General features: G+C 62.6%; 15 protein-coding genes. 7 read left to right on the forward strand and 8 right to left on the reverse strand.

Annotation, left to right across the window (positions count from 1 at the left end; translation table 11 throughout):
• Nucleotides 1–279 precede the first annotated feature (279 nt).
• The 5 genes from rplI to N2597_RS05635 form a co-directional block, all read right to left on the reverse strand.
• A complete protein-coding gene (gene rplI / locus N2597_RS05615; protein WP_038687995.1) occupies nucleotides 280–858 on the reverse strand; it encodes a 50S ribosomal protein L9 in 579 nt (192 codons plus the stop codon).
• 21 nt (nucleotides 859–879) lie between these two features.
• On the reverse strand, nucleotides 880–1,866 hold the full coding sequence (locus tag N2597_RS05620) for a DUF2232 domain-containing protein (protein WP_183596914.1): 987 nt from the start codon (nucleotides 1,864–1,866) through the stop codon (nucleotides 880–882).
• 148 nt (nucleotides 1,867–2,014) lie between these two features.
• The gene (gene rpsR / locus N2597_RS05625) at nucleotides 2,015–2,263 is read right to left on the reverse strand and encodes a 30S ribosomal protein S18 (protein WP_004680498.1); all 249 of its coding nucleotides are present in this window, start codon (nucleotides 2,261–2,263) and stop codon (nucleotides 2,015–2,017) included.
• A gap of 12 nt (nucleotides 2,264–2,275) precedes the next feature.
• Entirely contained in the window at nucleotides 2,276–2,734 is a 459-nt protein-coding gene (gene rpsF, locus N2597_RS05630; RefSeq protein ID WP_004680499.1) for a 30S ribosomal protein S6, read from the reverse strand.
• Between the two features lie 305 nt (nucleotides 2,735–3,039).
• Nucleotides 3,040–4,083, reverse strand: coding sequence for an aldo/keto reductase (locus N2597_RS05635; RefSeq protein WP_183596912.1), 1,044 nt, complete (start codon nucleotides 4,081–4,083; stop codon nucleotides 3,040–3,042).
• Between the two features lie 201 nt (nucleotides 4,084–4,284).
• On the opposite strand from N2597_RS05635, the gene fabD reads away from it, so the two are divergent.
• The 7 genes from fabD (at nucleotide 4,285) to gmk (ending at nucleotide 10,798) form a co-directional block, all read left to right on the forward strand.
• Nucleotides 4,285–5,229 (forward strand): ACP S-malonyltransferase, encoded by a 945-nt coding sequence (gene fabD, locus N2597_RS05640; RefSeq protein ID WP_183596910.1) that lies wholly within the window; start codon nucleotides 4,285–4,287, stop codon nucleotides 5,227–5,229.
• Nucleotides 5,230–5,259: 30 nt separating this feature from the next.
• Entirely contained in the window at nucleotides 5,260–5,997 is a 738-nt protein-coding gene (fabG, locus tag N2597_RS05645) for a 3-oxoacyl-[acyl-carrier-protein] reductase (protein WP_077993196.1), read from the forward strand.
• 286 nt (nucleotides 5,998–6,283) lie between these two features.
• The gene (locus tag N2597_RS05650) at nucleotides 6,284–6,520 is read left to right on the forward strand and encodes an acyl carrier protein (RefSeq protein ID WP_003547058.1); all 237 of its coding nucleotides are present in this window, start codon (nucleotides 6,284–6,286) and stop codon (nucleotides 6,518–6,520) included.
• Between the two features lie 93 nt (nucleotides 6,521–6,613).
• On the forward strand, nucleotides 6,614–7,876 hold the full coding sequence (gene fabF / locus N2597_RS05655; protein WP_077993198.1) for a beta-ketoacyl-ACP synthase II: 1,263 nt from the start codon (nucleotides 6,614–6,616) through the stop codon (nucleotides 7,874–7,876).
• A 130-nt stretch (nucleotides 7,877–8,006) separates the two neighbouring features.
• Nucleotides 8,007–9,227 carry an endolytic transglycosylase MltG gene (gene mltG / locus N2597_RS05660; protein ID WP_096762226.1) on the forward strand — a complete coding sequence of 407 codons (1,221 nt, stop codon included), beginning with the start codon at nucleotides 8,007–8,009 and terminating at the stop codon, nucleotides 9,225–9,227.
• A 17-nt stretch (nucleotides 9,228–9,244) separates the two neighbouring features.
• On the forward strand, nucleotides 9,245–10,132 hold the full coding sequence (locus tag N2597_RS05665) for a YicC/YloC family endoribonuclease (protein ID WP_038688007.1): 888 nt from the start codon (nucleotides 9,245–9,247) through the stop codon (nucleotides 10,130–10,132).
• A gap of 3 nt (nucleotides 10,133–10,135) precedes the next feature.
• Nucleotides 10,136–10,798, forward strand: a complete 663-nt coding sequence (gmk, locus tag N2597_RS05670; RefSeq protein ID WP_077993199.1) for a guanylate kinase — start codon at nucleotides 10,136–10,138, stop codon at nucleotides 10,796–10,798.
• Nucleotides 10,799–10,891: 93 nt separating this feature from the next.
• Here the strand turns inward: gmk and rsmA are convergent, their stop codons facing one another.
• Genes rsmA through N2597_RS05685 form a run of 3 tightly spaced genes read right to left on the reverse strand, consistent with a single transcriptional unit; the run spans nucleotide 10,892 to nucleotide 13,694 of the window.
• On the reverse strand, nucleotides 10,892–11,719 hold the full coding sequence (rsmA, locus tag N2597_RS05675; RefSeq protein ID WP_096762186.1) for a 16S rRNA (adenine(1518)-N(6)/adenine(1519)-N(6))-dimethyltransferase RsmA: 828 nt from the start codon (nucleotides 11,717–11,719) through the stop codon (nucleotides 10,892–10,894).
• Nucleotides 11,719–12,747 carry a 4-hydroxythreonine-4-phosphate dehydrogenase PdxA gene (pdxA, locus tag N2597_RS05680; RefSeq protein WP_183596908.1) on the reverse strand — a complete coding sequence of 343 codons (1,029 nt, stop codon included), beginning with the start codon at nucleotides 12,745–12,747 and terminating at the stop codon, nucleotides 11,719–11,721. Before pdxA ends, rsmA begins: the two co-directional genes overlap by 1 nt.
• A 5-nt stretch (nucleotides 12,748–12,752) precedes the next feature.
• Nucleotides 12,753–13,694 carry a SurA N-terminal domain-containing protein gene (locus N2597_RS05685; RefSeq protein WP_009993161.1) on the reverse strand — a complete coding sequence of 314 codons (942 nt, stop codon included), beginning with the start codon at nucleotides 13,692–13,694 and terminating at the stop codon, nucleotides 12,753–12,755.
• Nucleotides 13,695–13,833: the final 139 nt, after the last annotated feature.

Raw genomic sequence — 13,833 nt, forward strand, 5'->3', positions numbered from 1 at the left:
CCCGAACGCTGTGCACGTTGTTCGACTTCTCCACAGTCCGGGGGCGACACAAGCGAGAAATACCGGGAGTGTCACCCTGAGGACACGGCACGGAGCCGACTCAGCTCATTCGTTCCGGAGATGGACATGGTAGCGCGACGACATCGGGCACGCAGCAAAAACATCAGGAAATCCCCCGGTAAAAGGGGATCTCCCCGGTTGTTTCCCCTCAAGCGGATGAAACGAAAAAGCCCGGCGCAACGGCCGGGCTTCCCTCACGCGGATCGTGTCCGGCGCGACTTATGCTTCGTCTTCGTCGATGCCGTCGGCTTCCGGATCGAAGAAGTCTTCCGGACGCAGTGCGTCTTCGTCGACGCCGTAGATCGCGTCGACCGAGGTGAGTTCTTCGCCCTTCGCCTGGCGCTCAGCCTCATCGGCGGAACGGGCAACGTTCAGCTCGACATTGATTTCGACTTCGGCATGCAGCTGCAGCTCGACCTTGTGCAGGCCGATTGCCTTGATCGGCGTGTTCAGGTGAACCTGGTTGCGGCCGATGTTGAAGCCTTCGGCGGCGAGAATCTCGACGACGTCGCGGGCAGCGACCGAGCCGTAGAGCTGGCCGGTTTCGCCGGCGGAGCGCACGACGATGAACGACTTGCCGTCGAGAACGTCGGCGACCTTCTGGGCTTCCGACTTGCGCTCGAGGTTGCGGGCTTCGAGCGTCGCACGCTCGGCTTCGAAGCGGGTCTTGTTGGCGGCGTTGGCGCGCAGCGCCTTGCCGAGCGGCAGCAGGTAGTTACGGGCAAAGCCGTCGCGAACCTTTACGGTTTCGCCCATCTGGCCGAGCTTGGAGATGCGTTCGAGAAGGATGACTTCCATTTTCTTGTCCTTTCTTGTGTCTCAGATTTTCGTATCGGGTTGTTTGGGGGCATCGGCATCTTTCGTCGGGGTCAGCGCGATCGCCTTGCGCGTATCGCTAAGACCCACGACCAGGATGAGCAGAGCTGGCAGCAGCATGAGCATGGACGCCAGGTAGCAGAGGATGAGGGCCGGCAAACGCCAGTCCTTGCCGCGCGTGCGGAAATGCAGCGAGGCGAAGCCGGAGAGCATGAAGCCGGCGCCGAAAGTGCCGATCACGGTCGCGCCGATCAGCGCCGGAACGCCGCCGAAGAAGCAGGCGGCAAGCCCAGCGAGGAAGATGAAGATCGAGTTGCGGTTCATGCGTAGCGACGAGGGAATGTCCTCGCGGGGGCGAAGGCCGCGGCCGGATGCTGCGACGATGCGCACCGCGAAATAATAGGCTGCGAACAGCATCGTCACCCACATGCCGCCCTGCAAAGCCGGCAGCATCAGCAGGATCAGCGATTTGGTCTGCGCGGTCGCCGCCGGATCGGGCATGAATTCCGGCTGCTGCTGCTTGAGAGAGGTAATCAGCAGATCGACGATCGGATCGGTGATCTCGGGCCCGTAGCCGATTATCACACCGATGACGATGACGGCGAACGTCACCAGGCCGCAGAGATGCAGCACAATATCGGAGAGCGGATACCAGGCGAGCAGGTCGTCCGGACCGCCGAGCTCGGACGCGGGACGGGCGAGGTTGGCGAGGTGGCTGAGCCAGCCGGCCGGCAGCAGCGTCACCAGCGTCATGATCAGCGCGAAGGACGGCGAGATGAACACCGCGCCGAGCGCGGCTGCGGTGACGACGGCCACAATTGCGGCGACATTGCCCCAGCCGAGCCCGACAAGCAGGATCGGCATTGCCGAAGCAGTATAGAGGAGCGCACTGAAAAACGACGGCTGCACGCTTGCACCCAGCACCAGCAGGGCAGCGGTCAAGCCGGCGAGGGCGCCGGTCAGCAGCGTTTTAAGATCGAGTCGTTTCAAGGTCGCTGTCCTGCTTCATCAAGCAGTTAGAGGATGTTGCTGAATCGAATTCAGAAACGTCTCAACATGGGTTTTAACAGTTCCGATCCGCGCCCATCGCGGAAGGGAGGCACCCCCCGGATCAGAAATCCGGGGGTCACATATTCTATTAGGCCACGACGTACGGCAGCAGGCCGAGGAAACGGGCGCGCTTGATCGCCTGGGCGAGTTCGCGCTGCTTCTTCTGGGAAACGGCCGTGATGCGGGACGGAACGATCTTGCCGCGCTCGGAAATGTAGCGCTGCAGCAGACGGACGTCCTTGTAGTCGATCCGCGGTGCGTTTGCGCCGGAGAACGGGCAGGTCTTGCGGCGGCGATGGAACGGGCGGCGGACCGGTGCGGAGGAAGCTTCAGACATTCTTATATCTCCTTATGCACGGTCTTCGCGGGGAGCGCGATCCGGACGCGGGCCACGCTGGAAGTCGCCGTCACGGCGCGGCGGACGGTCGCCGAATTCGCGGCGCGGGCCACGGTCGCCGCCTTCACGCGGGCCGCGGTCGTCGCGGTCGCGCTTCTGCAGCATGGCAGACGGGCCTTCTTCGTGCTTTTCGACGGCGATGGTCATGTAGCGAAGAACATCTTCGCTGATGCGCATCTGGCGTTCCATTTCCTGGATCGCAGCAGCCGGAGCATCGATGTCCATCAGCGCGTAATGCGCCTTACGGTTCTTCTTGATGCGGTAGGTGAGGGACTTAAGGCCCCAGTTCTCGATACGCCCGACTTTGCCGCCGTTTGCTTCGATCACACCCTTGTACTGTTCTACGAGGGCATCGACCTGCTGAGCGGAAATATCCTGCCGGGCAAGGAATACATGTTCATAAAGAGCCATGACAGCTTTGCCTTTCTTGCGTTTGGTTCAACCCGATATTCGGCGGCTAAGCCTCAACGACTGCTCCTGATAGGGCGGACCCAGGCAAGAAAAGCGTTTCCGAGACGGTCGAGAGCGGAGACACGGGAGGCTGGAACGCTTCCGTTCCGAACGATTTGCGACTTGCAAACCGGCCCTCCGTTCAGCCACCAGCCAGAAGACCGGGTTAACGAACAGGGCGGCTTATACGGATTTTTCGAGGAAAGGCAACCCCAATCGGACATGCGAGCCCGAAGGGGACCAATCGGCAGCGCCTGGCCGCGTCATCACAGCGTCAGTGGATACTGCCGGTGCACCTTGGCAATCTCCGCCAGCACCTCTTCTGAAAGCGTCAGCTCGGCTGCGCCGAGATCGGTTTTCAACTGCTCCATCGAGGTTGCGCCGATGATGACCGAAGCCATGAAGGGTCTCGACCGGCAGAAGGCGAGCGCCATCGCCGCCGGGTCGAGACCGTATCGGGCGGCGATTTCCAGATAGGCCTTGGTCGCCGGCTCCTGCAGCGGCTGCAGGCGGCCCCCGATATCGGGATTGATCGAAGCGCGCGACCCCTTCGGCCTGCCACCATCGACATATTTGCCGGTCAGGATGCCGCCGGCGAGCGGCGAATAGGCGAGAAGCCCGACATCCTCGTAATGCGAGAGCTCGGCGAGATCGAGGTCGAAATGACGGTAGAGCAGATTGTACTCGTTCTGAACGCTGGCGACGCGCGGCAGGCTCTTCTGTTCGGAGAGGGTCAGGTATTTCTGGATGCCCCAGGTGGTTTCGTTGGAAAGGCCGATCGCCCGGATCTTGCCTTCCTTGACCAGTGCCCCCAGCGTTTCCAGGATGTCGCGCATGTTGGCGACGGCCTTGTCGCGATCCTGGTTGAAGGGGTTGTAGCTCCAATTCTGCCGGAAGTGGAAATGCCCGCGGTTCGGCCAGTGCACCTGGTAGAGGTCGACATAATCCGTCTTCAGCCGCTTCAAGCTGGCCTCGAGCGCCATGCGGATATTCTTTGCATCCGCGCCTTCGCCGCCGCGTATATAATCGCGGCCGCGGCCGGCGACCTTGGTGGCGAGCACGATCTCCCTTCGCTTGCCGGTCTTTTCGAACCAGCTGCCGATATAGTCTTCGGTCCAGCCCTGTGTTTCAGGCGAAACCGGGGTTGTCGGGTAGAGCTCGGCGGTATCGAAGAAATTGACGCCTTTCTCGACGGCATAATTCATCTGCGCATGCGCGTCGCTTTCGCTGTTCTGCGAGCCCCAGGTCATGGTGCCGAGGCAGATCTCTGAAACGGAAATCTCGGTCCGGCCTAGCGATTTGTACTTCATGGGAAAACCTTGGGAGAGAGGTGGAAGTCTTGGGAAGCTCAGCGCGAATCTAAGCCGGATTTGGCGGAGCGCAAGAGCAAAAGCCGGGCTTTTGCGCCGGTGCGAAAGGCTTTGCGCAGAAGGTGCCGCCACTTGACTCTGCCGGAAAGAATGTCAATTGGAGGCAAAACAGCCTCGAGGGGCGCAATCAGGGACATCAGAATGACCATTGCTTTCACTTTCCCCGGCCAGGGCAGTCAGGCCGTCGGCATGGGCAAGGATCTGGCCGAGAATTTCGCGGAAGCCCGCGCCGTTTTCGACGAAGTCGACGAGGCGCTCGGTGAAAAGCTTTCGGACGTCATGTTCAACGGTCCGGAGGACACGTTGACCTTGACGGCAAACGCCCAGCCGGCGTTGATGGCCGTCTCGATCGCCGTCGTCCGTGTTCTCCAAGCCAAGGGGTTGGATCTGAAGTCCAAGGTCGCCTTTGTCGCCGGGCACTCGCTCGGCGAATATTCCGCACTTTGCGCCGCCGGCACCTTTTCGCTCGCCGATACGGCGCGGCTGCTGCGCATTCGCGGCAATGCCATGCAGGCCGCCGTTCCCGTCGGCGTCGGCGCCATGGCGGCGATCATCGGGTTGGAACATGCCGACGTCGCAGCCGTCTGCGACGAGGCCGCCGCCACCGGCGCCTGCCAGATCGCCAACGACAATGGCGGCGGCCAGATCGTCATTTCGGGTGAGAAAGCGGCCGTCGAAAAGGCCGCCGGGCTTGCAACCGACAAGGGCGCCAAGCGCGCCATCCTGCTGCCGGTCTCGGCCCCTTTCCATTCCAAGCTGATGGCGCCTGCCGCCGAGGCCATGCGCGCGGCGCTGACAACGGTTGCCAAGTCCGATCCCGTGGTGCCTCTCATTGCCAATGTTCGCGCCGCCCCGGTAACGGGCGCCGACGAGATCGCGAACCTCCTGGTCGAGCAGGTGACCGGCCAGGTCCGCTGGCGCGAGACGGTGGAATGGTTCGCCGGCAATGGCGTGAGCACACTTTATGAACTCGGTTCCGGCAAGGTGCTGACCGGCCTTGCCCGCCGCATCGACAAAACAGTCAACGGCATCTCCGTCGGCGGTCCGGCGGATATCGACGCGGCCGTCGCCGCCCTCATGGCCTGATTGATATCTCCAGATATAAGGAACGTTTCCATGCTCGATCTTTCCGGCCGCAAGGCTCTCGTCACCGGCGCATCGGGCGGCATCGGCGAGGAAATCGCCCGCCTTCTTCATAAGCAGGGCGCCACCGTCGGCCTGCACGGCACTCGCGTCGAGAAGCTGGAAGCGTTGGCGGCCGAGCTCGGCGAGCGCGTCAAGATCTTCCCGGCCAACCTGTCCGACCGCGACGAGGTCAAGGCGCTCGGCCAGAAGGCCGAAGCCGAACTCGATGGCGTCGATATTCTCGTCAACAATGCCGGCATCACCAGGGACGGTCTCTTCGTGCGCATGAGCGACGAGGATTGGGACGCCGTTCTCGAAGTCAATCTGACATCGACCTTCCGCCTGACGCGCGAGTTGACGCACCCGATGATGCGCCGCCGCTATGGCCGCATCATCAACATCACCTCGGTCGTCGGCGTCACCGGCAATCCGGGGCAGGCCAACTATTGCGCCTCCAAGGCCGGCATGATCGGCTTCACCAAGTCGCTGGCGCAGGAAATTGCCACTCGCAACGTGACCGTCAACTGTGTCGCGCCCGGCTTCATCGAAAGCGCCATGACCGGCAAGCTGAACGACAAGCAGAAGGAGGCGATCATGGGAGCGATCCCGATGAAGCGGATGGGCACGGGCGGCGAAGTCGCCTCGGCGGTTGCCTATCTTGCGTCCTCCGAGGCTGCCTACATGACCGGCCAGACGCTGCACGTAAACGGCGGCATGGCGATGATCTGAAACGACAAACCGTCGGCATGGGGGTATTTCCGCCAATAGCATGTTGAGCAATCACGAAGCGTTGATTTTCTGGCTTTGCGGCAGACTTAAACCATGTTAAGCGGGCCATGACTGTGAACAGTCGTCCCGAGAAAGCAGACGGACCGGCGGGCTTTTCGCAAGCCTCGGAAATCTCTGAAGCCGGGTAAACGAGTTTGCCGAGGATGTCTGAAAACATCGCAGGCTGAAACAGGGTAGGGGTGCCGCAAGGGCATTCCGATCAGGACATAAGGTCGAGGAAACCGACATGAGCGATATCGCAGAACGCGTAAAGAAAATTGTTATTGATCATCTTGGCGTCGATGCCGACAAGGTCGTCGAGAGCGCCAGCTTTATCGACGATCTGGGCGCCGACTCGCTCGACACGGTCGAACTTGTCATGGCTTTCGAAGAAGAATTCGGCGTTGAAATCCCCGACGACGCAGCTGACTCGATCCTGACGGTCGGCGATGCAGTGAAGTTCATTGAGAAGGCCCAGGCCTGATCCTATATATTTGAGAAAGGGCGGGCCTGGAGTCCGCCCTTTTCTTTTCGGCCTATTTCTCCATAGAACATAAGAGACGGGGGAAAGCACGCGATGAGACGTGTCGTCATCACAGGTACCGGCATGGTATCACCCTTGGGATGCGGAACTGAGGTGACGTGGTCGCGGCTGCTCGCCGGCCAGAACGGCGCCCGCCTCGTCACCGAATTCGAGGTCGATGACCTTCCCGCCAAGATCGCCTGCCGTATTCCGCTCGGCGACGGTGCCGACGGCACCTTCAATGTCGATCAGTGGATGGAGCCGAAGGAACAGCGCAAGGTCGATCCCTTCATCATCTTTGGCATGGCTGCCGCCGACATGGCGCTTGCCGATGCCAACTGGCATCCCGAGAGCGATGAGGATCAGATCGCCACCGGCGTGCTGATCGGCTCCGGTATCGGCGGCATCGAAGGCATCGTCGAGGCGGGTTACACCCTGCGCGACAAAGGCCCGCGCCGTATCTCCCCATTCTTCATTCCCGGCCGCTTGATCAATCTGGTTTCCGGTCAGGTTTCGATCCGCCACAAGCTGCGCGGACCCAATCATTCGGTCGTCACCGCCTGCTCGACCGGCGCGCATGCGATCGGCGATGCCGCGCGGCTGATCGCGCTTGGCGACGCAGACGTCATGGTCGCCGGCGGCACGGAATCGCCCGTCAGCCGCATTTCGCTGGCGGGCTTTGCCGCCTGCAAGGCGCTGTCGACCCAGCACAACGACGACCCGCAGAAGGCTTCGCGCCCCTATGACCGCGACCGCGACGGCTTCGTGATGGGCGAAGGCGCCGGCATCGTCGTGCTCGAAGAGCTGGAACATGCCAAGGCGCGCGGCGCCAGGATCTACGCTGAAATCGTCGGCTACGGCCTGTCGGGCGATGCCTATCACATCACCGCGCCGTCAGAAGACGGCGAGGGGGCCGGCCGCTGCATGGCGATGGCGCTGAAGCGCGCCGGGCTGACGCCGGCCGACATCGACTACATCAACGCCCATGGTACTTCGACCATGGCCGACACGATCGAACTCGGGGCGGTCGAGCGGCTGGTCGGCAACGCGGCCTCGAAGATCTCCATGTCCTCGACCAAGTCGGCGACCGGACACCTTCTCGGTGCGGCCGGCGCCATCGAGGCGATCTTCGCTACGCTCGCCATCCGTGACAATATCGCTCCGCCGACACTCAATCTCGATAATCCTGAGCGCGAGACGGCGATCGATCTTGTTCCGCACAAGGCTCGCGAGCGAGAAATCAACGTGGCGCTGTCCAATTCGTTCGGATTCGGGGGCACGAACGCATCGCTCGTGCTGCGCCGTTACGGGGAGTAAAGAGGCCCGCTGCAGAGGCGTGCTGGAGTTGAACGACCGGCAGCGGCTTCGTTGAACCGTGGCAGAACCTGTTTTTGCCGCATTGCTTCGCGAAATAGCGGAATAAGGGCCAAGTTTTAGAGGATTGCCGGTGAGCGATACGACGAACCAGAGCAACGACAGCCAGGCGCAGAAGGGACCGATCATCCCGAAGTCGCCGAACGAGGCCCTGCGTCCGGAACGTGTTCCTGAGCCGCCGAAGCGCTCCAGGAACGCACGCAGCCAGATCGTCCTCTTTCTGAACTTCATCATGACGATGGCGGTCCTGGTCTGCGTCGTCGCAGTCATTGGCTTCTACTACGCGACATCGACCTATCAGAGCCCGGGTCCGCTGCAGACGAACACCAATTTCATCGTCCGCAACGGCGCGGGTCTCGCCGAAATCGCTACCAACCTCGAGCGCAATGCGATCATCTCCGACGCCCGCATCTTCCGATATCTGACGGCGACACATCTTTCCGCCGGCGAGAGCCTGAAGGCCGGCGAATACGAGATCAAGGCGAGAGCCTCCATGAGCGATATCATGGAGCTGCTGAAATCAGGCAAGTCCATTCTCTATTCGGTTTCCTTCCCCGAAGGTCTGACGGTTCGCCAGATGTTCGACCGCATGCTGCAGGACCCGGTGCTGGAAGGCGACCTGCCGGCTGCGCTGCCGGCCGAAGGCAGCCTGCGTCCGGATACCTACAAGTTCTCGCGCGGCACCAAGCGTTCGGAAATCGTCGAACAGATGGCGGCGGCACAGCAGAAGCTCGTCGATCAGGTCTGGGACAAGCGTGATTCCTCGCTGCCGCTGCGATCCAAAGAGGAATTCGTCACACTCGCCTCCATCGTCGAAAAGGAGACCGGCGTTCCCGACGAACGTGCCCATGTCGCTTCCGTTTTCCTGAACCGGCTTGGCAAGGGCATGCGCCTGCAGTCCGATCCGACGATCATCTACGGGCTCTTCGGGGGCGAGGGGAAGCCGGCCGACCGGCCGATCTATCAGTCGGACCTGAAGCGGGATACGCCGTATAATACCTATGTCATCAAGGGTCTGCCGCCGACGCCGATCGCCAATCCCGGCAAGGATGCGCTGGAAGCCGTCGCCAACCCTTGGAAAACCGAGGATCTCTATTTCGTCGCCGACGGTACCGGCGGCCACGTTTTCGCCGCGACGCTCGAAGAGCACAATGCCAACGTCAAGCGCTGGCGCAAGCTCGAGGCCGACAAGGGTTCGGATCCGAACATCGCGGTCGATGGCCAGCCGGAAGAGCAGCCGGCCGAGAATGGCGCGACTGTCGCGCCGCCGCCGAAGAAAAAGAAGATCAACTGAAGATTTCGGAGGCTCGCATGGCTTTGCAGTCCATGACCGGTTTTGCGCGGCGAGAGGGAACGAGCGGCCGCTGGCGCTGGGCATGGGAATTGCGCTCGGTCAACGGCAAGGGCTTCGACCTGCGCCTGCGCCTGCCGCCCGGTCTTGAACGCATGGAGGCGGAGGTCCGCCGCCTTGCCGGCGAAAGTTTCAGCCGCGGCAACCTGCAGGCTTCGCTCTCGGTCACCGCCGACGAGAACCGTTTCGAGGCGGTGCTGAACAGGCAAGCGCTTGCCGCCGTGCTTGCCATGCGCGAGCAGCTGGTGGACGTGATCGATCCGGCGCCGCTGAAGCTCGATACGCTGCTTCTGGTGCGCGGCATCGTGGAGTTCCGCGAGGGCGAGGACGGCGAGGAGGCGCTGGCCGCCCGGGATGCCGATATTGCCGCCGGCCTCATGGCCGCGCTTGCCGACCTCCGGGCGATGCGCGAACAGGAAGGGGCGGCGCTCTCCCGCATTCTTCTCGATCATGTCGCAACGATCGAGGGCCTGACGCGAACGATCGAGACGGATCCCTCGCGCTCGCCGCAGGAGATCGCCTCCCGGCTCGCGGCACAGGTCGCCTTGCTGATGGACGGCATGGCCGCTCTCGACCGCGACAGGCTGCATGCCGAAGCCGCGCTGCTGGCGACCAAGGCGGATCTGCGCGAAGAAATCGACCGCCTGAAGGCGCATGTCGCCGCAGCGCGTGATCTCCTGGTGAAAGGCGGACCTGCCGGGCGCCGGCTGGACTTCCTTGCACAGGAATTTAACCGCGAATCGAATACCATCTGCTCGAAGTCGAATGCCTCGGCGGTTACTGCCGCCGGCATCGAACTGAAAGTCGTGATCGACCAGTTCCGCGAGCAGGTCCAGAATTTGGAGTAGGACATGAAACCGGCGAAATCCTCGCCCGTGCAGATCGCCCGCCGCGGTCTGATGCTTGTCATTTCGTCGCCGTCCGGCGCCGGCAAGTCCACCATCGCACGCACGCTTCTGGAGACCGACAAGCATATCGGTCTTTCCGTCAGCGTCACCACGCGCCAGCGCCGCCCGAGCGAGGTCGAAGGTGTGCATTACCACTTCAAGAGCGTGCGCGAGTTCGAGCGGCTGCGCGACAGCGACGCCCTGCTCGAATGGGCCGAGGTGCATGGCAATTTCTACGGCACGCCGCGCGAGCCGGTCGAGCAAGCCATGGCCGAGGGCCGCGATATGCTCTTCGATATCGATTGGCAGGGCGCCCAGCAGTTGCAGGAAAAGATGTCGGCCGACGTCGTGTCGATCTTCGTGCTGCCGCCGACCATGACGGAACTCCAATCGCGGCTGCACCGCCGTGCCGAAGATTCCGAGGAAGTCATTCAGACGCGCCTCGCCAACAGCCGTGCCGAGATCAGCCACTGGCGCGAGTATGACTATGTCATCGTCAACGACGATCTCAACACCGCCTTCGACGCCGTCCAGTCGATCGTCAAGGCCGAACGCCTGCGCCGCGACCGCCGCCACGGCATGTTCGATTTCGTCCGCGAATTGCTGGAAGAGACGCCGTCGCTTTAAAGCGCATCAAATTTGATTCATGCGACGCGCTTTGGCCTTTTTTATATGCATTTCGTTGTCCCGGAACCGCTGCACACTTCCGGGCGACATGCATTAAAGGCAATTTGCTAACAGGCAGAATTCCTCGACGGACAGGGTCTCCGCCCGCCGGGCCGGATCGATCCCGGCCTTGACGAGCAGGCTCTCGCCGCCGAGCGGCTTCAGGCTCTGGCGCAGCATCTTGCGGCGCTGGCCGAAGGCGGCCTGGGTCACCTTTTCCAGATTGGCGACGGAGCAGGGGATGGGATTTTCCCGCGGCGTCAGATGCACCACCGTCGACGTCACTTTCGGCGGCGGCGTGAAGGCTTGCGGCGGCACGTCGAAGGCCATGCGCGCCTCGGTCCGCCAGCCACTGAGCACGCCGAGCCGGCCGTAATGGTCGTCGTCCTCGCCGGCGACGATACGCTCGCCGACTTCCTTCTGAAACATCAGCGTCAGCGACTGCCAGAACGGCGGCCAGGCCTTCGGCAGCAGCCAGTTGACCAGCAGCTGCGTGCCGACATTATAGGGCAGGTTGGCGATGATCTTGACCGGGCCTTCCGGCGCCAGGGACTCGAAATCCGTTTTCAGCGCATCGCCTTCGATCACCTCCAACCGGCCCGGATAGTGGTCGGCGATCTCGGCAAGCGCCGGCAGGCAGCGTGTGTCCCGTTCGATGGCGATCACCTTTTTGGCGCCGAGCGCCAGGATCGCCCGCGTCAGCCCGCCGGGACCGGGGCCGACTTCGAAAACGGTGGTCCCTTCGAGCCCGCCCGCCGTGCGGGCGATCTTCTGCGTCAGGTTCAGGTCCAGCAGGAAGTTCTGCCCGAGCGCCTTGCGCGCATCAAGGCCGTGACGCTGGATGACGTCGCGAAGCGGCGGCAGGCCATCGAGTGCTGCCATCAGCGGCGGCTTTCCCAAGTGCGGCCGAGCTGCGCGGCGAGCTTCAGCGCCGCAACGAGGCTCTGCTCGCGCGCCAGCCCTTTGCCGGCAATGCCGAAAGCGGTGCCGTGATCCGGCGAGGTGCGCACGAAGGGAAGTCCGAGCGTGACATTGACGCTGTCGTCAAAACCGAGCGCCTTGGCGGGGATCAGGGCCTGATCGTGATACATGCAGATGGCGACATCGTACCGCGCCCGCGCCTCGTCATGAAACATCGTATCGGCGGGCAGGGGGCCAATGGCGTCGATACCCTCGTCGCGCAGGCGCTCGATTGCCGGGCGGATGAGATCCTCGTCTTCCCTGCCGATCGTTCCGGTTTCGCCGGCGTGCGGATTGAGGCCGGCAACCGCCAGCCGCGGCGCATCGATACCGAAGCGCTGCCTCAGATCTCCGTGAGCAATCCGGCAGGTTTCCATGACCAAATCCTCCGTCAGCGCCTGCGGCACGTCCCGGAGCGGAATGTGAATGGTGACGGGAATGGCCCTGAGCTTCGGTCCGGACAGCATCATCACAGGGTTCACCGGCCGGCCGGTTGCTCTGGCGGCGAGATCGGCGAGAAATTCGGTATGGCCGGGAAAGCGGAAGCCCGCCTCATAGAGCACGGCCTTGGCGATCGGATTGGTGACGACTGCGAGCGCCTCGCCGCCGATGACAAGCGATACGGCTTTCTCGATCGCCGCGATCGTGCCTTTCGCCGTTGCCGCATGCGGCTCACCCGCCACGACCTCAATGCCAACAGGCACGCTCATGACGGGCAGCGCATCGGCAAATGAGCCGGTAGATTCGTCGGCGCTGTCGATCTCACGGATGGAAACCGCCAGGTTGAGCTGGCGGGCTCGCAAGGCCAGGACATCGGGATCGCCGATCAGGAAAAAAGGCGGCAGGCCGAGTTCACGCCGCCGGAGCCAAGCCATCAGAGTGATATCCGGCCCGATGCCGGCAGGGTCGCCCTGGCTCAGCGCAAGCGGTCGTGAGAACGGTATCGCCATCGTGGTCAGCGATAGGCGATCTGCGCCTTCTTGCGCAGTTCATCCAGGTATTTCTTGCTGTTCTCGTTTTCCGGCGGGCCATTCTTGCCGGCCTTGGACTTGTCGAGATCCTCCTGGCGGAAGACCATTTCAGCGGCCTGGTCGTCGGAAACCTGGCGCTGGCTGCAGATCGCCAGATATTCGACGCCCTTGTCGGTGACGCGGGTACCAGTCGTGTTGCCCTTGGCCTGCTCGACCAGAGGCTTCCAATCCGGCGGGATCTCGGGAGCGAGCATGCGGCCGAGGTCGCGCACGGCGACATCGCGCATCGTTGCGGCAAAGACCTTTGACTGGTCGCAACCGGGGAATTTCGAGCGCGACGCCTCGGCCTCGCCCTTGCGCTTGCCGGTGATGGCGGCGCGCTTGGCTTGCGGGATGACGAAGATGATCTGCTGCAGCATATATTCCGTCGTCACCGGCTTCTGCTTGTTGTTCTGCATCATGCGCGAGACGAGATCGTAATTCGACAGCCGCGAGGTCGAGCCGTAACGCGCATTGACGACACGCGGCCAGCTCATCTGCACGGCGATGAAGCCTTTGAAATGGTCGACGCCGACGCCGGCACGATCGAGGATTTGCGACATCTGTTCGACGGAAAGCTTGTTGCCGGCCGAAAAGCGCGCGAAAGACGCATCGACGTCCTGCTGCGAAACCGACATGCGGACGCGGGCGACCTCCTGCCGCTTGAGCGTTTCGTCGATCAACTGCTCCTTGGCGGTCTTGGCATCGGCCTTCGTATGCTGCAGGCGCAGGAAGGCCTGCCGCTTGGCGACATCGCCGCTGGTGATGGCAGTGCCGTTCACCACGGCCTGGACTTCGCTTGCTGCCAGCGCCGGGCCGGCAAGGCCCATCAAGGCAAGCGCTGCGCCGGCGAGGAAGGCGGTTATGGCTTTTTTCGCGTCAATCATCTGTTGACCTCCCATTAGCGCCGCGTGACGTTGTTCGCGGCGTCCTTACCACAGTGCGAGACACGCGGAAATCGCCTCCGTCACGGCGCAAATCCCCTATGCCTCAGATATCGGCTGGCGGCAATGTCCTGCACAGGCT

This window comes from Rhizobium sophoriradicis, from assembly GCF_025200795.1.
GTDB classification, from domain to species: domain Bacteria; phylum Pseudomonadota; class Alphaproteobacteria; order Rhizobiales; family Rhizobiaceae; genus Rhizobium; species Rhizobium sophoriradicis.